Origin of the sequence: Bdellovibrio sp. HCB290 (assembly GCF_047305925.1) — a bacterium.
Classification (GTDB): domain Bacteria; phylum Bdellovibrionota; class Bdellovibrionia; order Bdellovibrionales; family Bdellovibrionaceae; genus Bdellovibrio.
Genome location: NZ_CP178620.1, coordinates 1,528,008 through 1,548,633, shown reverse-complemented (window position 1 = coordinate 1,548,633; position 20,626 = coordinate 1,528,008). Strand labels below are relative to the sequence as shown.

Annotated in this window: 22 protein-coding genes; 8 read left to right on the top strand and 14 right to left on the bottom strand. The window is 46.8% G+C overall.

All coding sequences use genetic code 11. The annotated features are described in order from the left end of the window. Positions 1-28: 28 nt before the first annotated feature. A complete protein-coding gene (locus tag ACLVWU_RS07625; protein ID WP_413578394.1) occupies positions 29-1,066 on the bottom strand; it encodes a hypothetical protein in 1,038 nt (345 codons plus the stop codon). Then, positions 1,063-2,340: a hypothetical protein gene (locus ACLVWU_RS07620; protein WP_413578393.1), complete on the bottom strand. Its 1,278-nt coding sequence runs from the start codon at positions 2,338-2,340 to the stop codon at positions 1,063-1,065. The genes ACLVWU_RS07625 and ACLVWU_RS07620 overlap by 4 nt, the downstream gene beginning before the upstream one ends. Before the next feature lie 176 nt (positions 2,341-2,516). Between ACLVWU_RS07620 and ACLVWU_RS07615 the strand changes: the two genes are divergently transcribed. Continuing rightward, positions 2,517-3,893 carry an MGDG synthase family glycosyltransferase gene (locus ACLVWU_RS07615; protein ID WP_413578392.1) on the top strand — a complete coding sequence of 459 codons (1,377 nt, stop codon included), beginning with the start codon at positions 2,517-2,519 and terminating at the stop codon, positions 3,891-3,893. Positions 3,894-4,037: 144 nt separating this feature from the next. Here ACLVWU_RS07615 and ACLVWU_RS07610 read toward each other — a convergent pair whose 3' ends face one another. The 9 genes from ACLVWU_RS07610 to ACLVWU_RS07570 all read right to left on the bottom strand — a co-directional run bounded on the left by ACLVWU_RS07610 (position 4,038) and on the right by ACLVWU_RS07570 (position 11,750). Next, complete coding sequence (locus ACLVWU_RS07610) at positions 4,038-4,925, bottom strand: mevalonate kinase (RefSeq protein ID WP_413578391.1); 888 nt, start codon at positions 4,923-4,925, stop codon at positions 4,038-4,040. Beyond that, positions 4,915-5,895 carry a diphosphomevalonate decarboxylase gene (gene mvaD / locus ACLVWU_RS07605; protein ID WP_413578390.1) on the bottom strand — a complete coding sequence of 327 codons (981 nt, stop codon included), beginning with the start codon at positions 5,893-5,895 and terminating at the stop codon, positions 4,915-4,917. Before mvaD ends, ACLVWU_RS07610 begins: the two co-directional genes overlap by 11 nt. Before the next feature lie 3 nt (positions 5,896-5,898). Then, positions 5,899-6,798, bottom strand: coding sequence for a hypothetical protein (locus ACLVWU_RS07600; RefSeq protein WP_413578389.1), 900 nt, complete (start codon positions 6,796-6,798; stop codon positions 5,899-5,901). 12 nt (positions 6,799-6,810) lie between these two features. Then, complete coding sequence (locus ACLVWU_RS07595; protein WP_413578388.1) at positions 6,811-8,121, bottom strand: hydroxymethylglutaryl-CoA reductase, degradative; 1,311 nt, start codon at positions 8,119-8,121, stop codon at positions 6,811-6,813. Then, entirely contained in the window at positions 8,118-9,161 is a 1,044-nt protein-coding gene (gene fni, locus ACLVWU_RS07590; RefSeq protein WP_413578387.1) for a type 2 isopentenyl-diphosphate Delta-isomerase, read from the bottom strand. The genes ACLVWU_RS07595 and fni overlap by 4 nt, the downstream gene beginning before the upstream one ends. 33 nt (positions 9,162-9,194) lie before the next feature. Then, the gene (gene rplT, locus ACLVWU_RS07585) at positions 9,195-9,542 is read right to left on the bottom strand and encodes a 50S ribosomal protein L20 (protein ID WP_340599484.1); all 348 of its coding nucleotides are present in this window, start codon (positions 9,540-9,542) and stop codon (positions 9,195-9,197) included. Between the two features lie 78 nt (positions 9,543-9,620). Then, positions 9,621-9,812: a 50S ribosomal protein L35 gene (gene rpmI / locus ACLVWU_RS07580; protein WP_413578386.1), complete on the bottom strand. Its 192-nt coding sequence runs from the start codon at positions 9,810-9,812 to the stop codon at positions 9,621-9,623. A 188-nt stretch (positions 9,813-10,000) separates the two neighbouring features. Then, entirely contained in the window at positions 10,001-11,287 is a 1,287-nt protein-coding gene (locus ACLVWU_RS07575) for a DUF3443 family protein (RefSeq protein WP_413578385.1), read from the bottom strand. Further along, positions 11,280-11,750, bottom strand: coding sequence for a DUF2844 domain-containing protein (locus ACLVWU_RS07570; protein WP_413578384.1), 471 nt, complete (start codon positions 11,748-11,750; stop codon positions 11,280-11,282). Before ACLVWU_RS07570 ends, ACLVWU_RS07575 begins: the two co-directional genes overlap by 8 nt. A gap of 190 nt (positions 11,751-11,940) precedes the next feature. Between ACLVWU_RS07570 and ACLVWU_RS07565 the strand changes: the two genes are divergently transcribed. Both ACLVWU_RS07565 and ACLVWU_RS07560 read left to right on the top strand, forming a co-directional pair. After that, entirely contained in the window at positions 11,941-12,969 is a 1,029-nt protein-coding gene (locus tag ACLVWU_RS07565) for an alpha/beta hydrolase (protein ID WP_413578383.1), read from the top strand. 12 nt (positions 12,970-12,981) lie between these two features. After that, a complete protein-coding gene (locus ACLVWU_RS07560; RefSeq protein ID WP_413578382.1) occupies positions 12,982-14,469 on the top strand; it encodes an acetyl-CoA hydrolase/transferase family protein in 1,488 nt (495 codons plus the stop codon). 4 nt (positions 14,470-14,473) lie between these two features. On the opposite strand, the gene ACLVWU_RS07555 is transcribed toward ACLVWU_RS07560, so the two are convergent. Both ACLVWU_RS07555 and ACLVWU_RS07550 read right to left on the bottom strand, forming a co-directional pair. Continuing rightward, positions 14,474-15,391: a glycerophosphodiester phosphodiesterase family protein gene (locus ACLVWU_RS07555; RefSeq protein ID WP_413578381.1), complete on the bottom strand. Its 918-nt coding sequence runs from the start codon at positions 15,389-15,391 to the stop codon at positions 14,474-14,476. A 61-nt stretch (positions 15,392-15,452) separates the two neighbouring features. Further along, positions 15,453-15,779, bottom strand: a complete 327-nt coding sequence (locus tag ACLVWU_RS07550; RefSeq protein WP_413578380.1) for a DMT family transporter — start codon at positions 15,777-15,779, stop codon at positions 15,453-15,455. A gap of 204 nt (positions 15,780-15,983) precedes the next feature. Between ACLVWU_RS07550 and ACLVWU_RS07545 the strand changes: the two genes are divergently transcribed. The 5 genes from ACLVWU_RS07545 (at position 15,984) to ACLVWU_RS07525 (ending at position 19,859) form a co-directional block, all read left to right on the top strand. Beyond that, a complete protein-coding gene (locus tag ACLVWU_RS07545) occupies positions 15,984-16,943 on the top strand; it encodes a 2-hydroxyacid dehydrogenase (protein ID WP_413578379.1) in 960 nt (319 codons plus the stop codon). An 82-nt stretch (positions 16,944-17,025) separates the two neighbouring features. Further along, positions 17,026-17,412 carry a hypothetical protein gene (locus ACLVWU_RS07540; RefSeq protein ID WP_413578378.1) on the top strand — a complete coding sequence of 129 codons (387 nt, stop codon included), beginning with the start codon at positions 17,026-17,028 and terminating at the stop codon, positions 17,410-17,412. Then, the gene (locus ACLVWU_RS07535) at positions 17,412-17,951 is read left to right on the top strand and encodes a metalloregulator ArsR/SmtB family transcription factor (RefSeq protein ID WP_413578377.1); all 540 of its coding nucleotides are present in this window, start codon (positions 17,412-17,414) and stop codon (positions 17,949-17,951) included. The genes ACLVWU_RS07540 and ACLVWU_RS07535 overlap by 1 nt, the downstream gene beginning before the upstream one ends. A gap of 196 nt (positions 17,952-18,147) precedes the next feature. Next, positions 18,148-19,041, top strand: a complete 894-nt coding sequence (locus ACLVWU_RS07530) for a hypothetical protein (protein ID WP_413578376.1) — start codon at positions 18,148-18,150, stop codon at positions 19,039-19,041. 131 nt (positions 19,042-19,172) lie between these two features. Then, positions 19,173-19,859, top strand: coding sequence for a hypothetical protein (locus ACLVWU_RS07525; RefSeq protein WP_413578375.1), 687 nt, complete (start codon positions 19,173-19,175; stop codon positions 19,857-19,859). A 118-nt stretch (positions 19,860-19,977) separates the two neighbouring features. On the opposite strand, the gene infC is transcribed toward ACLVWU_RS07525, so the two are convergent. Continuing rightward, positions 19,978-20,568, bottom strand: a complete 591-nt coding sequence (gene infC, locus ACLVWU_RS07520; RefSeq protein ID WP_413578374.1) for a translation initiation factor IF-3 — start codon at positions 20,566-20,568, stop codon at positions 19,978-19,980. Positions 20,569-20,626 lie beyond the last annotated feature (58 nt).

Here is a 20,626-nt window from a genome sequence, read left to right as displayed (position 1 = left end):
ATGGGGTTTTACTTTTTAGACAGAATTATTATTTTAAGAACACTTTCTCGCATGCGACAATCGGTCGGTCAGGTCGGGCTGATACAGCAAGCTTGATAAACTCCCAGCGCGACAAAACGCTGTTGGGCTTGATGGCATCCTTCTTTAAAAACAAATCTGACATGGGAGCGTACTTTCCATAGATCAGCTTGGCAGACTTCAACATGCGGAATGTAAAGCCACGAAAATCCCAGCGACACAAGTGCGACTCAAAACAATGAGCTACGGAGGTTCCCATAACAATAGAGTCCGGTCTCAACGCCGGCTCTAAAGCACTGACGATCGTGTCCACACCCTGGGGACCCACGTACTTGGGCTCCCAGGCATTACTTAAGTCCACCACCGAAATACTCAGGCCTTTTTGGGCAAGCTCTGCAGCTAGTCCCTTTAAGAGATTCTGATCCATCAGATTTCCCTGCAAGACCTGAATATGGCCCGAAAGGGCCATATTGCGGGCTTTATTGAAAAGACTTTCGTCTTTCAAATAACTCGAGCCCACAAAAAAGTCCGGGGATATCAAACGCTCTCGCGCCGCTCCTTCAACTTTCACATAAAAATCATGATTCAAGTGATTCTTCAGAATCTCCCGCTCTTGGGGATTTAAAGCGGCACTGCCTGCGCGCTCAATCCACGCTGTTGAATTGTCGGCTGTGCGCAGTTGAATAAAGTCAGATAGACTCTTTGAAACCTTCAGTAAAATGACATTGATTTGGTTATAGCGCACAACTTCTGGAACCAAATCCACCTGAACCAGATGTGTAATGCTCTCTGACTGAAGCGCCCCTAAAATTCCGCGTTCGGCACCGACGGAAATATAAACCCCTTCCGGTGCTTTTTGAATAATCGGTCGCGCCGACTCGGGATTGATTTCGTTGGGTATAATATAAATATGCCCCCGGGACTCTTTTCCACCAGAAAAATAGTCACTTGAATCAGAAACGTGACTTAGGGTTCCCGCACTTAAAAATTGTGCCATGGCGGGGCCTGCAGCAAGAACTATGGAAGCAACCATTACTAAATTCTTCATAAGTTTTTCCGATCACCTAATAGTGACTGTAATTTTTCAATTCTTTGCAAAACATCCTGAATACCTTCATCAGGAAGTTGATTTTTCATTTCGCTCGTAAAGCCCTGTTTATCAAAATTTAAAATCGCTCTCTGTAAGTCCTGGGGAATATCCTTCAAGGGAGGCAAATACGTTTCGTTGAAATCAGCAGCCCCCGGACGACCAAAGGCATTATCGATCAGGATGGCTTTGATCCCAGAAACCCTGGTCGTATTTTTGGGAATCATCAGGTTTTCAAGATTAGCGGCCTCATAGTGCGGGATTTTATATCCAGGGTTTTCAAATCGATCTGGATTTCCCAAAATGTAGTCAAGCGTGCGCACCCGCGCTTCCATGGCCCGCCACTCTGCCCCTTCGGAAATTCGGATCCACGAGTATGAATCCTGGGACTTGAATTTGGTGACGCCCTGATATCCTTCCACAAAAGTTTGCAAAGAGCCCACACCGTAAGCGATACCATCATGAACTAAAGACACTTCGACAGTATCGGGCACACTTAAGGGACTTAAATTCATCTCGCGTGATTGTTGATTTCTTAAGTACTTTTCCACCAGTGTGACGGCAGTGACTTCCCGATTGAAGGCCACGCGATTCACCCATTGTTCTGGCTGTCCCAAATTCTTCTGCCCCAGGAAGGGCTTGAATACAGCTTTTTTGCCGCCCACGAACTCTACCAACAAAGTTGTGTTCCAGCCGCCTCCCAGATTCGTAATCCTTGCTACTGGATCGTGGGACACTGGCGTCGCCAAAGCTAAATGTTTAAGCGCTGTATGAGCAAAGTAAAGATCTTCTGGCACCGTCAACCGAACTCCCCGCGCAACGGGCAGCAAATAAGCTTTCGCATCTTTGGATTCCAATACCAAGGGAACCAATTCGAAAAGTTTCTTTCTTAAATCTTTCCCTATAACAGAAACGGGTTCGTTAAGGAGTGAAAGCAATGCAACTTTGGATTTTGAACTGATCTTTTCTGGATGGGTGCGATTTATCCATGGCAGTTTTCCAAGCTCTTTTCCCAGCTTCAAGCGCACAGACCAGGGAATTGCCGTATCGGAATAAAGAGTTGAAAGGGCTTCACCCGCATCAAGAGCTGGCGTGCTTTCAGCAAAGATACCTTCACAAGCAACGACCGATGCACTTGAGAAGTAGGGAGTTAAAATCAAAGAAAGCACCGCCACCCACTGCATAACAGTGATGACTGGAAACTTAAAGTACTCACTCACCCTTAATGATCTCACAAGACTCCTCTTCATATATATGCAAAAGCAATCCGGATGCCGTCATGATGAGCTCTCCAGTGCGCATACACCAAATCCGAGACATTTTTTGCTCCCCACCTGCTATATTGCTGTACAGAAATTCGCCCTCACAACGAACCTAACCCCATGGTCTTCTTCTTGCTTTAGCTCAAGGCATGGAAAACCGAAAACGTCAGTCTCATTTTGATACATGGTTAAAAACAGCTCTGCTGTTGCTGGCACTACTATTCAGCACCCCGGCTTTTGCTAATAAAAAGGTTTTGATCCTTTACTCAACCGGTGGACACTCTACGGCTGCAAAGTCCGTTGAAGAAATGCTTAAAGCCCAACCGGAAAAATACGATGTCATCCGCAAGGATTTCGCTGAGGAGCTCACTGGATTTTCCCGCTGGTTCTATTTCTCTGGTTACGATCTGATTTCCCAAAAAGCCAACTGGATTAACAAGTGGGGCGTTCTTTCAAAGTGGCGCCACGCTGAAAAAGAACCTCTGTATGCATCCGAAAGATTCAACGCTGACTTCAATCAACCGGAAAATATCAAAAAATATATCGAAAGCGTAAAACCTGATGTTGTGATCACCACTCACTTCTCCCTTGCTGATACACTGGCAAGCTTACGCGAAGAGGGTAACTTTAAAAACATCCCCATGGCATGGACTCATCTGGATATGGTGGACAATGTATTTTTCAGACAAATTGGTGACCAGCTGGATATGTCCTTCCTGCCAACCAAAGAAATGGCTGCAGAGTGGGCCAAGGTCATTCCAAAAGAAAAAATCATCGCCACCGGCATTCCTATTATGCCAAGCCTGTTGCAACCAGCGGCCAACGCCAGCGAAGATGCTTTAACCAGAACCCGCGAAGCGCGCAGTGCCATCGGGCTTTCCCGCAACGTCACGACTGTGTTTATGATTGGCGGCTCGATGGGGGCACTCTCCTATGACAAAATCATCAAGGACCTGGCAAAGGTGTTTGCAGACAATGGCAACAAGCCCGTGCAGGTCATTGCGGTTTGTGGAAGAAATGAAAAAATGACGGAATGGCTGAAAGCCTGGACTGCCTCAGACAACTTCCCAAGAAATGTGAAGCTGCATGTTGAAGGCTTCGTGGATCAAAACAAACTTCGTGGCTTACAGGCCGCTGCCGACGTGATCATTTCAAAACCCGGTGGACTTACGACGTTCGAGCTTTTAACATCTGAAAAACCCGTGATCATGGCCGAAGGTATCGGCATCCAGGAACAATACAACGCCAAATTCGTGAACGACAAGGGCGCAGCCCTGTTCTTTCCCAAAACCAAAGGTATCGGTCAGGCCATCTACAATATTGCCCTTGGTGATCCCAGCGTAAAACAAAGTCTGCTGATTAATCAAAAGAAGCTGACAGAGAATTTCGACCTAAAGGCCATCGTCGATTGGACCCGCGACGCCAAGGTCACACAGCCAGAAAGACCAACAACTCCGATTCTGACCCGCATGAAAAATGCCGGCCAACTGGAAGCACCACCGCTGTGCCGTCATGTCTTCAACTAGAATCCATTAACAGACAATCGGATCAGCAATAATATAGTGATGGCCTGAAAACGGAAAACCCGTCAGTTTATTTGACGTAGTATGCCGCCTAGGCAGTCGCCACTTGCAGGAAATTCACAATCTAAAAAACCGGGATTTAACGGTCTAGCAAGGAATAAGTTTTTGAAGAACTTCCGCGTTTGGTTCCTGAGCCCACAGTGATAGTACATATCCACCGCCACCCGAGCCCGTGGGTTTCACCGCGATGGCACCTTGGGATTTCAACCACTGCAAATGACTGGACGGCGCCCCATCATTCAACGCCCACTGTTCAAAACAGCTTCCGGCTAATTCGATAGCTTCAACCAGGATCTTTTGCCCCGTGGATTCATCCAGAGTCAGAGCTTGTTCAGCCAGCGCCACAGCCTGGGACATACGCTGATCAATTTGATTTCCCAAAGATGGGTTTTTCTCAAGCAAGCTTTTCACTTTGTTAACCGCATCCACCGTGACACCACGCTGACCAGAATAAGATATATACCAACGCGGTTTCCATTTTGGAACGATCTGTTTGCGCTCGCCATTGCGAACAAAGCGCAGACCTTCACCAGACAGTGCTACTGCGATATCAATGCCACTGCTCTCGCCGTGGAAAATATCTTCCAAAGTACGGGCGAAATCAAAATACTCAGATTCTTTAACATGACCCAAATGCCCCAACCAACGAGTCAGCGCCACACACAGTGCTGCTGAAGCACCCATCCCCGCGCCCACCGGCAACGAAGAATCCAGATGCAAAGTCCCAGTCAATTGCTGACGATTCAGGTTTTTAAGCTGCAAGGCTTTTTCTAAGACTCCCCAGACCAGAAGCTGCAGTTCCTGTCCGTGATTCCCGTGCAGATCCAAAACCAAAGCATTATCACCCGGAGTGTATTTCAACTCCAAAGTGCGTGACGGAATCGGAAAGACCAATGAAGGATAGCCGCGAATCACTGCGTGTTCGCCGACTAAAATCCATTTGCCGTAAGCTGTGCAGTGAAAACTAGTGGACATTTTCTTTTACACCTTCAAATGCCAGGATTTTGAACTTGTCGCCAAAGTGTTTGCGGTACTCTGCAAAGCGCTTGATCTGATCGTGACGGAAAAGCATGTGCACATTCGCGCCTGCGTCCATGGTCACCAACGGACCATCCTGCCAGCGATTCCACAACGACTGACACTCTTCCAGAACCTGCTTGGAAGCTTCAGTCATATAGCTAAATGCCGGAGTGCTGGTTTCAAACAAGCGATGCATATCAATAAATTCATCCCAAACAATCTGGCGAGCCATGTCCCAGTCACCGTTTTGCAAAGCCATGGAAAGATCACGCAGGCGAATTTCTGCTCGTTCAACACGACCCTCAAAACGCGGGCTTGTTGTTACCAGTTTATGGGCTTCAGAAGAGGAAACTTCTTTCTTGGAATCTTCCACCACCACACAGATGTGATGCATATCTGCCAAAGGCAAATTCATGGGCTGAGCATATTCTTGCTGCCACAAAGCCCAAGGGCTGAATAATGAACGACAGGAAGAACCTGAACCTTGACGGGAAAGTTCAGACAAGGTTTTCTTGTCTGCGCCCCAAGGTTGAGGATTGATTTTCTGGAACATTTCAGCCGCCGCCAAAGTCAGAGCTGCGAAACTTGAAGCGGAACTTGCCAGACCACAATCCGAAGGGAAATTATTAGCGGATTCCACCAGGAAGTTTTTGGTAACTCCCCATTTCTCTTTTAGATTAGCCAGGTGTTTCAAGAAACGCTGTTGGCCTTTTTCAGACAGATCAATTTTCTCAAGGTCTTCACGAATCAAGGGCTTCCACAGATCAACTCCCCCATCGATTTCCGTCAAACGCACAAACGTGCGCAGGTTTTCAAGGGTATAAGACAAGGAAGCATTCGTCGGTTTGTTACCAGAACCTTCAATTTTTCCCATGTACTTGATCAATGCAATATTCGATGGAGCTGAAACTAAAACCTGATTCATAAACTAACTTTCCTTCTCACTGATATGCAGACCCGCAGAGATCGTGCGGTGAGAAGCTATAACTTTCACATTCACAGACTGACAGTATTTTTCAATGTTTTCTGATTGATTCTTTTCGGTGACCACAAACAAGACATCGGCACCCAGTGCCCCACAACCCTTGGCTGCTTTGACGAATGGTTGGGAACGAATACCCGCCAACAACTTCAACGTCGGCTCACAGGTAAATCCCAGATTCTGCAAGGCCTGGGCATAATCCTGAACTCCCGCAATCAGTTCTTCAGAATTGACGGAAGCAAAGGACTCCTGCACACGGTACGCGGCTTTTTCCAACGCAGAGGAGTCAAAATCCTTCAACGTTTTCAAATGCTCATGAGTCGCCACTTTGTTACCCGTGTGGATCAGAAAAAATTCCAAATCCTGAAACGGCCAAGCGTTCACGGACAATAAGCCTTTACGTTTTTCAAAGAACGTCAGGCTCCCCTTCATCTGCGCGATCAGGTCGGCACCACTTGGCGGCGCGCCCTCGCCGTTCCAGGCGTATTTTTGATAGACGGATAACAGATGCTTGAAATCAAATTGCGCTTCCATCCCAACAAGATGGGATTCCCGGTGCATCCAAAAGGCATAAACACCCAGAAACTGAGCCGTCGAGGCACCAAAGCCGCCGACCTTATAAGGGTCTTCAAATTTCAAATCGATATTTTTAAAGTATTCAGAATGATCCTGAATAAACTTTCCCGCAGGGGAATCAGGATGAATACTCCCTAAGGAGCCACTCCCTTTGGATTCAGTCACTTCAAAGCAAGGCTTGGTCAGAACGCACAAGGTCGGTCCACCGTGGAGGGCTAAATATTCGCCCACCAAAAAAGTCTTGCCAGGAATCGTGCACTTCAAAGCCAAAGGACACTCCTCTTAGTGAGGATGCTGGGTCGTGCTGGAAGCCTGACCCGCGCGAAGCTCTTTTAGAACCTCAATCGCATTGCTAAGGGAAATACGCTTACGGATGGTCAAAATCTCTTCCAGTTTTTTCTGAACTGCCGGGATTTCACGCTCTTCAGCGCCAGCTCCCAAAGCCAGATTTTTCGTGTGAAGTTTCATGTGGCCTTCGATGATACCGACTGTCGTCAGTGCCTTCAATGCGCCCAGATTCTGCACCAAACCCACGGCTGCGATCACACGGGAAAGTTCGTTGGCAGATTGAGTGCCCAACATTTTCATACACATCATCGCTGTAGGATGAAGAGTCGTAACTCCACCCACTGTACCCACAACCAATGGCGCTTCAAATACACCTGTCAGGCCACCGTTATCACGGTACCACTTGGTGATCGAGCGATACTGACCATCACGGCAAGCGTAAGCATGAATGCCCGCTTCCACCGCGCGCCAGTCATTTCCTGTTGCCACCAAAACCGGATCAATACCATTCAGCACACCTTTGTTATTGGTAGCTGCACGGTACGGGTCCATTTGCGCAAACAAGGAAGCTTCTTCAATTTTTTCTGCCAATGCAGGATCAATGTCTTTGATATGAACCACAGCGCGAGTCACTTTAGTGTCTACCAGGTTAGATAGAATACACATCGTCACTTTTTCGCCTGTGAATTGCTCGATCGGCTCTTTCAGGTACTCGCACACCTGATTCATGATGTTCGCACCCATCGCATCGCAAGGGTCCATAAGAACGTGAACCACAGCCATGTCAGAGCCATCACCACGAGGTACACGGCGCACTTGAATATCACGAACACCACCACCACGGCGAACCAGGCCAAAAGCCACTTCGCGGTTGGAGATTTCGATCATGTAGTTTTTTTGAGCCAATAATTGATTTTCGAAAGTCGCAAAGTCTTTTACCTTTGCGATTTGGATTTGACCGATGATTTCGCTGCCCACAACTTCAGTTGTGATCGAGCCGGATTCACGGATCCATTTTGCGGATTTACATACTGCCGCTACGATAGAAGTTTCTTCCACCGCCATAGGAATGGCGAAGTCTTTGCCGTCGATACGGAAGTTTGTGGCAACTCCCAATGGCATTTGAAAATAACCGATAACGTTTTCGATGAACTTTTCACCCAAAGTCGTATCGCGCAGACCGCCCTTGGAAAGATAATCAACGTCTGCTTGTTGCAAAGCACCCGCTTCAACCAAAGAATCCAAACGTTCCTGGCGAGTCAGTTTAGAGAAACCTTTAAAGATCTCTTGAAGTTGTTTTTTCATCGAACCACCTTCTTATCTGCCAGCTCAGCCAAGTTTTTGCTGCCTGTACAGAATAGTGCGATTTTAAGTTCTGTTTCCAAACGATTCAGCAAGTTCTCAAGAGCTTCATCGCTTTGCAAAGCCGCTTCTAAAAACGGTTTCGCAATTCCGACTTTCTTAGCCCCTAAGGCACATAGTTTAGCCACATCCAGCCCCGAGCGCACGCCGCCCGATGCCCAAACCTCGTAACTTACTTGGGCTGCCTCAGCATGACGTAAAGACTCTACTGTGCTGATACCCCAGTTCGCAAAAGTTTGGGCTACATGGTAAAGCATTTCGCTCTCTTGCGAGCGATAACCTTCCACACGGCCCCAGTGAGTTCCGCCTTTGCCAGCGACATCGACGGCAGCGATGCCGGTGCCTTCAAGACGCTTCAAAGTGCTTGTTGAAAACCCACAGCCAACTTCCTTCACTATCACCGGAACCTCGGCGAATTTCACCAGGTTTTCGATAGCTTGTAAGGAGTTCTTGAAGTCTGTCGTGCCTTCGGGCTGCAAAACTTCCTGCAGAGGATTCACATGGACAAACAAAGCCACCGCTTCGGTCGCACTCACCAGACGGCGAATGTCATCCAACGGGGTTTTGATCAATTGAGCAATACCAATATTTCCCAGCAAGCGGGCCTTCGGTGCGGCTTTGCGCACTTGGGTCCATTCCTGGGAGGCATTGGTATCATTCAATTCACGACGTTGCGATCCCACGCCCATCAAAATCTGACGGCGATCACTCAAACGAGCCAGGCGTTCGTTGATTTCGCGGCCGTGTTCATGGCCTGCAGTCATGGAAGAAATAAAAATCGGAGAAGAAAGACCGACGTGGGTCTTAGAAAAAGAAAAAGAGGTCGAAATATCGACCTCTTTAAAATTCAAATCAGGCAAAGCCTCATGAATTAATTCGATCGAATCCAATCCGGTTTGTCCCTCAGTCTGAGACCTTGGGTCCAGCGCGATCCTTATGTGATCACGCTTTCTGTTTTCAAACTGCGTATTGGATTCGTTCATTGCCGGTACTCCCGGGGCCCTAAGCCAAAGCGCCTATTTCAAAGCGTGTTTGCAAAGTGCTGCGAAACCAGCTGCATCAGTAATCGCCAAGTTAGCCATAACTTTACGGTCAACTTGGATGCCAGCTTTAATCAAGCCACCGATCAAACGAGAGTACGTAGTACCGTTCAAGCGAGCAGCTGCATTGATACGTTGATTCCACAAAGTGCGGAAGTTACGTTTTTTAGCTTTGCGATCGCGGTAAGCGAAAGCCATACCACGGTCATTTTTTTCTACCGCGTGGATGTATGCGCGAGAACCAGCGCTGTAGTAACCTTTTGCTCTTTTAAGAACTTTTTTGTGACGAGCACGATTTGTTTTACCAGATTTTACACGAGCCATTTTGAACCTCTGTTAGAGTCTCTACTGCCTTAATTTTACGGCTTAAGAGAGAAAATTTAATTTAAACTAAAAAACCAATTAGAATACTAGGCAGCGACGTGCTTGAAGCAAGTTCGCGTCTTCTACGTAAGATGTTTTACCAAGTTGTCTTTTTGTTTTTGAGCTCATGTGAGAGTTCAAGTGACGCATGCGAGTGCTTTTTTTCTTAACTTTGCCTGAAGCTGTAAGCTTCATGCGTTTCTTAGCGCCTGAGTGAGTGCGCATTTTCATAGTATTCCCTTGTCTCCGATAAGGCGTTCCTCCCGTTGGGGTGGACTCTTAGTTGTGCCTTAGTCAGTCATAAATACGGACTCATGGTTTTAGGTCGAATACTGTGGAAATGCAAGCATTTTAACAGGCCTGTAAAACGAAAAAAGGACGCCAAGGCGTCCTTCGGATATTTAAATGATTTTAGGCACTTAGAAGGCCCAGAAGGGTCCTGTAACCGAAGTCCCGTTAATAGTTGCCGGTCGATTATAAATACCCACATAAACCGAGCGCCCCAAGAAAAACGGTAGCCCCCAGTCAAATGGGTCTCCATTAAGATCCGATGAATCAAAGGCGATGTTACGATATACCATGCTGTATGGGTCCGCTGAGGCCAATGTGACCATATTACCCACTTCAAAAGAAATCACCGCAGAAGAACCATTTCCCGACTTCATTGTCGCCGAAATATTAACCAAGGATACTGGACAATAGAATCCTGAATCTCCCGAGCACAATACTGGATAATTACTCACTTGTGGGAATCCATTAAAATTGGTCCCACTATCAATAAACGAGTAGTTGTAATCAACTCCGTTGTAGTGAGTAACGAAGGTTGCATCGTGTTTTTGATTGAAGACGGTCAACCCTGCTCCTGAGTTGTTTGCATCAGTTCCAATCCCCAAAATCAAATAACCATAAGCGGCACCCGCACCGGAAAGAGGCACGCTAGGCAACTTCATCACAAGGCCATTGTTGTGCGTTTGAAGTTTCGCGACAGGATTTACAATTTGATCTGCGGCAGGCACAGCAACTTCGTCACAATCTTTAGGATTGCTGCTACATTCCCAATACTTGTTTGGCAACGTGGCGGGAATACCACTCTCACATCCGTTCTGACCAACAACCCCAAAACCAACGCTGCAATCCTCCACAAAAGACCCAACCCCGATGATTCCGTTAAAGCCGGCAACATCAGGTCCTGAATCGGGGTTACTTGCACACTGGGTATAGTCTGAATAAGAGGAATCCAGAGTGACGATCGAAATTCCTCCCGTGACAGTTTTAATACTCCCCAACTGCACATCAGCCTTTACAACCTGCCCCCAATGCCCTGATCCGTCGAGATATCTTGTACAGTTCGCTAAGCCACGATTCGACAAATTTGGTGATGGCACCTGATCCAAAGGAATGGAGATAAGCGATTTAAAAATTTTTAGACCATAGCTTCCAGTATCTACCAGGATATTATCAATCGTCTGGCACTGGGTTGTCGTAGGTCTACAGATTGTAACGCTGATACAAGGTTCATTTTCATATCCGTGCACACCACAGGCACCAACGGAAAGTGGGATAACGTTATTCCCAGTAAGGGTCGTTGGAAAATGAACAGAGGCTGCAAGCTTCCGTGATTCGCTGCCGCCGGCTGAACACCCAATCTGGTTCATGCTCACGACAAGTCCGCCCAAAAAAATAAGGAATGCTTTGAAATTATTCATTAAAGCTTATGTCCTTCAAATCAAAGCCCTCTGGCAAGATTGCCGGAATATATGCGCGCCCTCGCTGATCCGTCTGACGACTGGAACCTTCAACTACGATGTTTTCTGTTTTAATTTTCAAAGTTTTTCGCCCAAAGATGCGACCGCGGGCTGCAATCTTGTCCCTGTACTCTGGCAAATGGGTGCCAAGCAATTCTTCCAACGGGGGCAAGTCCGTACCTTTCCAGGTGATGGCGAATACTCGGCCTTGGGAGTTTACGAACTGACGAATCTTAATGCCTGCAGTTTCTGATTCCGTTACCGTGTAGGTAGCATCTACCGAAGTAGTTGTCTTGGTTTGCGCGGATCTTCCACCAGAGGAAGATGAAGTCGTGACAAGCTGGTCACCCAAGGCGGCGCTTGCTGGCAGCGACGTACAAAAATAAATGGCCCCTAAAAGGAGGCCGAAAAGCTGATATCTCATTAGAGCTCCCACTCCCTTATATTTTCGGCAAGTTCAGGCGGATTTGTAAGGGAAATCAGGTGTTTTTTGGCTTAATTCCCACATCATGACGATGCCTTCCCACAGTGGGACTTCTCTGCTTTTTGTCGAACTTTTTGGGGCTCTGCATTTGACTAGGAATCCACTTCTTAGACCTGCTACCATTCTCAATATGAAACATTTCGAAACTCTAACAAATTTCCGTGCGTATGAAGTTCACAACTTTCACATTGAGACTTTGCGAATTCAGAGTCAGTGCTTAAAAGAAAATCCACTTCGTGATTCTTCGGTGCGCTTTAATCCCCTGCTTTTGCCAAAGGCTGACGGACCTTGGCCCGTTGTGATGGTCTTGGGCGGCTTCAGCGGTAATGCACCTTTTTACTTCAATCCCAAATTCAATGAGCAAAACACCATTCAGGTCATCGACCAGGCTTGCACTCGTGGAGAGGCACCTGAAGCCCTGTACATTTTTGTTGATGCGCTTAGCACTTGGGGTGGTTCGCAGTTTTTAAATTCTTCGGCTGTCGGTAATTATGAAGACTACATCATGACAGAAATCGTGCCGGCACTTTCCCACTACCCGGTTTCTAAGAATCCTGAAGACTGGTGTGTGATGGGTGGTTCGAGTGGTGGTTATGGAGCTTTGCAACTGGCCAGCAAATATCCAGAGACTTTTGGATTGTGTGCCGCCATCGCACCGGATTCTTTTTTTGATGCCAGCAGTATGAATGATCTTTATCAAGCACTTCCTGTCTGGGAAAAATATGGTCAGTCAGGATTGCGAGTGCTGGAAGAATTGCGCAACGGGAAGCTTACCAAGTTTCGCAATTGGCATTCATTGCTGAACGCTTTTGGAATGTCAGCGTGTTATTCGCCGAAAGGTTCCTCAGGTGATTTTCATTTTCCACTGGATCCGCGTACTGGACACAAAAATGTTGAAGTTTGGCAGATGTGGCTTGAAAAAGATCCTATCCACTTTTTGCCAAAACGCCTGGATGCCCTTCGCAGCCTGAAAGGAATTTATCTGGATGTTGGCACCAAGGACAACTTTCATTTGCAGTATGGGGCCAGACAGATATCTACTCTACTAAGTGAAAATGGTGTGGCACGGGACTATGTCGAGTTTGATGGTAATCACTTCGATATCGGTGAACGCAGACCTGAAGTATGGAAGTGGCTGACAGCACATTGGCGTAAATAGCCAGGGGAAATTATGCACCACGATCGCATCGCCGAAAAGTTCCGTAAGAAAATCATCTCTGCTGACCAAGCGGCAGCACTTATCAAAGACGGCATGGTCGTGGGCGCCAGTGGATTCACCAAGGCCGGTGATGCCAAAGCCACTTTGATGGCACTGGCAGAACGGGCAAAAAGTCATCCCTTGAAAATCAATCTGATGACTGGTGCTTCGCTGGGACACAATCTGGATGGCCGACTGGCCGAAGCCGGTGTTATTGCACGTCGCATGCCTTTTCAGGCAGATCCAATCTTAAGAAAGAAAATTAATTCCGGCGAAGTCATGTTTATGGATCAGCATTTGGGCGAAACGGCCGAGCTTCTGGCCTATGGATTCTTGCCCGCGATTGATATAGCCGTCATTGAAGTGGCGGCGATCTATAGTGATGGTTCTGTTTTGCCAACAACGTCTATCGGCAACAATCTGACCTATGCCCGTCACGCCAAACAAATCATCCTGGAAGTGAACACCACGATTCCTCTGGAAATCCGCGGTTTCCACGATATCTTTGCGACGGGTCTTTCCCCCTATCGCCAGATCATTCCGGTGGTGGAACCGAGCTCTCGCATCGGCACGGAAGTCATGCCAATCGATCCAGACAAAATTGTTGGCATTGTGGTTTCCGCGATCAAGGACAGCCCTGCAGAGCTAAGTGCCGTTGATGATAAAACCCAGGCGATTTCGGATCATCTAATGGAGTTTTTCAATCAGGAAGTTAAAAAAGGACGACTGACTTCGCAGCTGCCTCCCCTACAAACCGGGATCGGCAATATTGCGAACGCTGTCTTTGGTGGCTTCCAAAAAGGAAACTTTGAAAACCTGCAGATGTATTCCGAAGTTTTACAAGACAGCACTTTCGATCTTATTGATTCGGGAAAAATGCAATTTGCCTCGGCCAGTTCATTTGCGGTAACGGCTCAGTGCTACGAGAAGTTCTTTGCGGATCTGGACAAATACCGCGGCAAGATTCTATTGCGACCGGAAAAAATCAGCAACTCCCCGGAAGTCATTCGCCGCTTGGGAGTGATTGCCATTAACACCGCCATCGAGTTCGATCTTTATGGCAACGTGAACAGCACGCATATCGGTGGCACAAAAATGATGAATGGCATTGGCGGCTCCGGGGATTTTGCGCGTAATTCTTATTTAAGTATTTTCGTGACTCAGTCGGCCTCTAAGAACAATTCAATTTCCCATGTGGTTCCGATGGTCACTCACGTGGATAGCAATGAACATGACGTGGATATTTTGGTGACGGATCAGGGCTTGGCAGATTTGCGGGGCCTCGCTCCTCGTGAACGAGCATTGCTTGTGATTGAGAACTGCTGCCATCCTGAATTCCGCGATCAACTAAAGGCTTACTACAAAGAAGCCCTCGCTCGCGGTGGCCATACTCCGCACATCATTGAGCGTGCCTTTTCATGGCATCAAAGCTTCAATGAGCGCGGAACGATGAAGTTGTGATTGCTTAGAGCGTACAGAGTTCATCCCGGATTTTATAGAAGACTTCTGGATAGTCCGTGATGATGCCGTCAGCACCGGATTCGATCACCTGCATAATTTCGACAGGTTGATTGGGTGTCCAGACGATGGCTTTGATATTTTGCTTATGCAACTCATAGATGAGCGCGGGATTTACCTGCCAGAAACCTGGAGTTACGGTTTTAGCTCCTAAATCCATAGCCGCTTTCAAAGCATTACGCGCGTCACCCACCAAGGGGACCACTTCGATATCTGGGGCTTTGGCTTTCAGGGCTTTTAAAATTTCGTGATTAAAGGACTGAACAAAGAAGCGATCATTGGACCAACCGCTTTCGCGGATGTCTTTTAGAATCAAATCCAAGTAATCATTCATGGCCGGATAGTATTGCAACTGATCCTGGAAGAATTTGATTTCGATATTTAAGCGTACCGGTTTACCGGTCGCTGTTTTGCGGTCTTTGAACGTCGCAAAGACTTCCTTTAATTCTGGCATCGGAGCTAAAGTTTTTTCATCAAAGCCTTTGATACCGCACTGAATTTGCCTTGCTACAGAATAGTCCAATTCGCGGAGTGAAGTTTTTAGCAACGACTTTCCATTTAGACCACAGCGCTCTACTCCCACATTCGGAACAGCGTCGTGAGCCGTCAGAATGTGATTGTCCTTGGTCACTTGCAGATCCAACTCGACAACGTCCACACCGGCGTCATAGGCGGCCTTAAACGACATCATCGTGTTATCAGGGTAACCGTTCATTCCACGATGGCCGTGGACTTCCATATTTTTCGCGAACAAGCACGCAGGCGTGGAAAGACCCACGCTGGCTAGACCTCGTCCTTTTGCGGGGATGGCTCCAGAGTAAGCGACAGCAATAAAAAAGGCCGTTAATAGAAAAATAGAAGACAAACGCATTCCTTAAGGATGACGTGACTGCCCTCTATTTTCCAATAATTTTGCTTAAAAAGAACTACTCTACGAACTTAAGCCCAAGAATGCCGGCGATAATCATCCCCAGAAAGAACAACTTCATCAAAGACAAAGGTTCTTTGAATATCAAAGTACCCATCACAACGGCACCGACAGCACCAATCCCCGTCCATACGGTATAGGAAACCCCGACTGGGAGGACTCGCATAGATAACGACAAAAGATAAAAACTGATCCCCATTGTCACCAGCGTGAAAATGGACGGAACCAATTTAGTAAACCCTTCGGAATATTTCAGGCCCGATGCCCAAATAAATTCCAAAATTCCTGCAATAACCAAAACAATCCAAGCCGTTGTAGTTGTCATAACTCAACCTCTTAGAAACCTTACGGTTCCTTCGTTTAATTTTATGCAAGTCGTTGCTGTAGATTTCACAGAGGGAGACTTTAATATCCCAAACGAGCGCGATGAACATCAAGCGCCAGATGAATTAATAGTCCCACACTTTGTTTTTCAAGAAAAGCCTAAAATTTCTTGCGACAGAAAACACATAGGATCAAAATGTCGGACATGAGAGCTTCCATCCTTTTACCTTATCGTGCTCCTGAAAACGTTGCGAAGCTCGCAACAGAACGCTTCGACGCTTTTATAGCGGATCGTGAATTAACAATTGATGAAATTATCACTCTGGCACACGAGCGAAAAGCTCGCGGCATCGTGGTTGTTCCAAAACAACGAATGAGCAATGAAGCTCTTGCGCAGCTTCCAGACTCGGTGAAGATCATCGCCACCAGCAGTGTGGGTTTTGATCATCTGGATATCGAAGCGGCGAAAGCCCGTGGAATTTTTCTTACCAACACTCCCGATGTCCTGACAGAATGTACGGCGGATCTAGCGATGTTGCTTTTAATAAATGCCTGCCGCCGTGGTCGCGAGTATCTGCAGATCATGGAATCCGGCTGGAGAAGAACTTTTAGCCAATCCGAAATGCTGGGAATCAAAGTCAGCGGGAAAACTTTAGGTATTTATGGCATGGGTCGTATTGGTCAGGCTGTGGCGGACCGTGCCCGTGGATTTGGAATGAAGATTGTTTATTGCAACCGCAAGCGCTTGCCGCCGGAACTGGAAAAGGGTGCGACTTATTTTTCTGATTTGAATGCTATGCTTCCGCACTGCCAGATTCTTTCCCTAAATGCGCCTGGCACTGCTGCCACAAAACACATTATGCATGACGGTGCCTTTGCGCTTTTGCCTGACAATGCCGTCTTCATCAATGTGGCTCGTGGGAGCTTGGTTGATGAAGAGGCATTGATCCGCGCATTGCAGTCCAAGAAACTCTTCGCCGCGGGCTTGGATGTTTTCGAGAACGAACCCGATTACAATCTGCGCCTTAAAGAGTTTCACAATGTTTTCTTAACTCCCCACATGGGAAGCGCGACTCAAGAAACCCGCGATGCCATGGGATATCGCGCCCTGGAAAACATCGAACAGGCCCTGAAAGGTCAGCGCCCGCAAGACAGTCTTTGGTGAAACCAATTCGATACGCATCGAATCATACCTATTGACAGCCTCTTTTTGTTTCGATATCTATCGAATCACAAAAGAGGTTATTATGTTTAATAAGGATGTTTTTAAAGAACGCATCAAAAAAGTTCAGAATGACATGAAGTCTTTCTCTCGCGGAAAATTGGATTCCGCGGTAGAGGGCAAAATTATCGATTCGCTTTCGAATATTTATCTGACAATGGCTGATAAGTACGTTGACGCTGTGACAAATGGAATCAACTTCCCTGCTCTGACAGAGATAGAGGATTGCCCACAGGAAGATCGCGCGTATTTTGCCTTGCAGAATTTGCTTGAGAAAATGGAATTGGATTTCACTCAGAAACTTGTGAATAGCTTCAAACACGATGTCACGAATGAAGTTGAAGTTGGCAAAATTCAAATTGCCTTCCTGGATCACGTTCGTCGCAGTCTTCATGGAGCTCGCACTCACTAATGCAAAGTCTGACTATTCTTAAAGCCCTATCAGATGAGTCTCGTCTTAATATCTTCCGTCTTCTTTTGGAAAGAGACGCCTATATCGAAGTGATCTCCGAGCGTTTGAAGCTCGCTCCTTCGACGGTTTCTTTTCACCTTAAAAAGTTGGTCGAGGCGGGACTCGTTTCCAGCAAGAAGGATCAGTATTATACTATCTATTTTGCGGTACCTGACTTTGCGGAAGTGAGCCTTAAGAATTTGGTGCTGGGAGCTGGAGTTAAGCTCAAAGAGCAGGACAAAGTCGAAGAACAATACAAAGAAAAGGTTCTGAAGTCGTTTTTCAAGTACGGAAAGCTGACCAAAATCCCCTCGCAAAAAATGAAACGCGAATGGGTTTTGGCCCGAGTATCAGAAAATCTTGCGAGCAATAAAACCTATTCACTCGCGGATCTTAAAAGCCTACTGAATGAAATCTATCCCGATCCCGGTTTGCTTATCACAGAAATGAGCGCTGCCGGGTTGATTGAACTTCAGAACAACAAATATAAACGAACCTAACGACACACCGAGAAACCGATATCGGTTCCGCACAGCAGTACAAAAAGGGAACTGTTACCTATTTGTTTGGAACTATTTACATGGTTGCTTAAGACCTGCCCAACCCATCGATTTCTATAGAGAATTGGTTCAATCTGAGGCTGGAACGATCCTCGCAGTCTGCCTTTCGAACGAATTTCAATCCAGGAGCCTCAAAATGCTTAAGCGCTCAATATTTAGCGGATTTGTCGCTTCTATTCTCACCGTTTCTGCAGCGATGGCGGCGAATGTAAACCGCCATCTTGAACACTCAGAACATGTCTGCGCAGGCCTGGTACCGGAAAATGATTTGAACATCCCAGCCAATGTATTTGCAGCAGGTGGAATCAACAAAGCACAATTCAATCAAATCCTGGATCGCATTGAATCTATCTACAGACCCGAAATTGAATCCCTGGGCGACACCCTCACCGTTAACCGCTACTGGGACGATGGAACTGTTAACGCCTACGCGAACAAGTCAGGAACAAATCGCACAATAAACATTTACGGAGGCATCGCCCGCTTTCGCTCCATTGGAGTCGAGGGTTTTGCTCTGGCAGTTTGTCACGAGATAGGTCATCACTTGGGCGGTGGGCCCAAATATTCAGGGCGCGAGTCTTGGGGCGGAACTGAAGGTGCTGCTGACTACTTTGCGACTTTAAAATGTATGCGCCGCTATCTGGCTAACGAAGACAACGCCAACGCACTTAAAAATCTAAAAGTAGATCCGGTAGCCAAAACGGCCTGCCAAAAACAGTTTTCAAATCCAAGAGACCAGCTGATCTGCCAAAGAGCTTCAGTTGGTGGCGAACAATTGACCCAGCTACATCAATTTATTGGTGGAATTCCGGTGAAACCCAAATATGGAACTCCGGATACTTATGTGCTGACTGAAGCTGACGAAAGTTATCCCCACCCGCAATGCCGTATGGACACTTACTTTCAGGGAATGTTGTGCGCACAGAATGAAAACACTCGCATGAGTGACACTGACTACAAACAGGGTTCCTGCTATGAACCTGTTCACCAAATCGGTGCACGTCCCCGCTGCTGGTTCGTTCCGAACTAATTGTATTTGTTTTACAGTATCAAGGTGACACCTTCATAATTGGCAAAGTGATTGCAATGCCCCACTTCGCCGTTGGGCATTTCAATTGGGGCACTAATTGCCCCACATGCCACTGGGGAGGGGCATTAACTATGAAATCACCGTTACTAATTGCTTTAGGACTCGTTACGATTTTTATCAGCCAAAATTCGAATGCGATGGCGAAACGACCATATATAGATTCTGAAATCCTGCACGAAGTTGAAGTTGAACAATCCTTTCAAGTGACTGCAAAGGACGGATCCAAAGTCAGCTTTCAAAAATATCAGCAGGAACTGGCACCTACGATCACATTTTCCCTGGATAAGAAAAAAGGGAACTTCCTGATTCTAAAGGCCCGCAACAAGGAAATTCCGTTCAAAATTCTGGGCTCTGTTGAAAACATCAAAGAGATCACGGATCTTAACAAGCTACAAATTCTGCAAAATTCTTCAGGACAAGGCTTAGGAATCAAATTCAGAATTACCGACACCAGACACTCGATGGGTGAAGACAAAGAATACACTGAAAGCTGCAGCATAGATAAAACAGTTCGCCGCTGCCGTGATGACTACGAGTACGACAAGGAAACCAACAGACGCCGCTACCGTGGTGAAGTTTGCGAAACGATCACGATCTCTGAACCGGGAATCCGTGATGTGCAAAAAACAGAATTCACAACGGTGACCGAAGTTGAAATGGAGATTATCGACAGCAGTCTGCGCACGGTACTTTCAGCACAAATCTCTGACTACCGAACGTGGGGGCCAGAATCCAAAGGCCTTTGTATGTCGCGATAACTATAGATCATTTCGACGCGCTGAAAAACCGAACGGTTCTGCAGCGCAAGAAGGATGGATATTAGTTTTAACAATATAACTCTAGAAAAAAAAGGCTGCCTTGGGGCAGCCTTTTTTTTTAATCTTCGTCGTCTTCTTCGACTTCTTTCAGCTCATCAAGCTGTTTGGAGTCTTGTTTAGACTTGTTCGGATGGGCTTTTTCGTATTCTTTGATTTTCAAAGGATCCGGTGCCAGCATCAGGAACATTTGCTTACCTTCCATTTTGGGCTGGGATTCAACCATGGCAAGGTCGTCAACGAACGCGATCGCTTTTTTGATCACATCCATACCAACTTCCTGATGGGCCAACTCACGACCCATGAAACGCAATGAAACTTTCACTTTGTCACCTTCAAGAAGGAAGCGACGAGCGTGATTCATTTTGGTTTCAAAGTCATGCTGATCCGTACGAGGGCGCATTTGCACCTCTTTGATCGTCACAACAGTTTGCTTTTTACGAGCAGCCGTTGCTTGTTTCTTTTTCTCGTACTTCCACTTGCCGTAATCCATGATTTTACAAGTGGGAGGAGTTGCAGTTGGAGCAATCTCAAGAAGATCGAGGCCGCGATCTTCAGCAATACGTAACGCCTCTGGAACAGTCATAACGCCCAACATGTTACCTTCATCGTCGATAACACGGATTTGTTGAGCACGAATCTCACGATTCACTCTCAAAGAGTCTTTAGAGTCTTTCTTGTTGCGATCAAAACGACCGCCACCGCCGCCT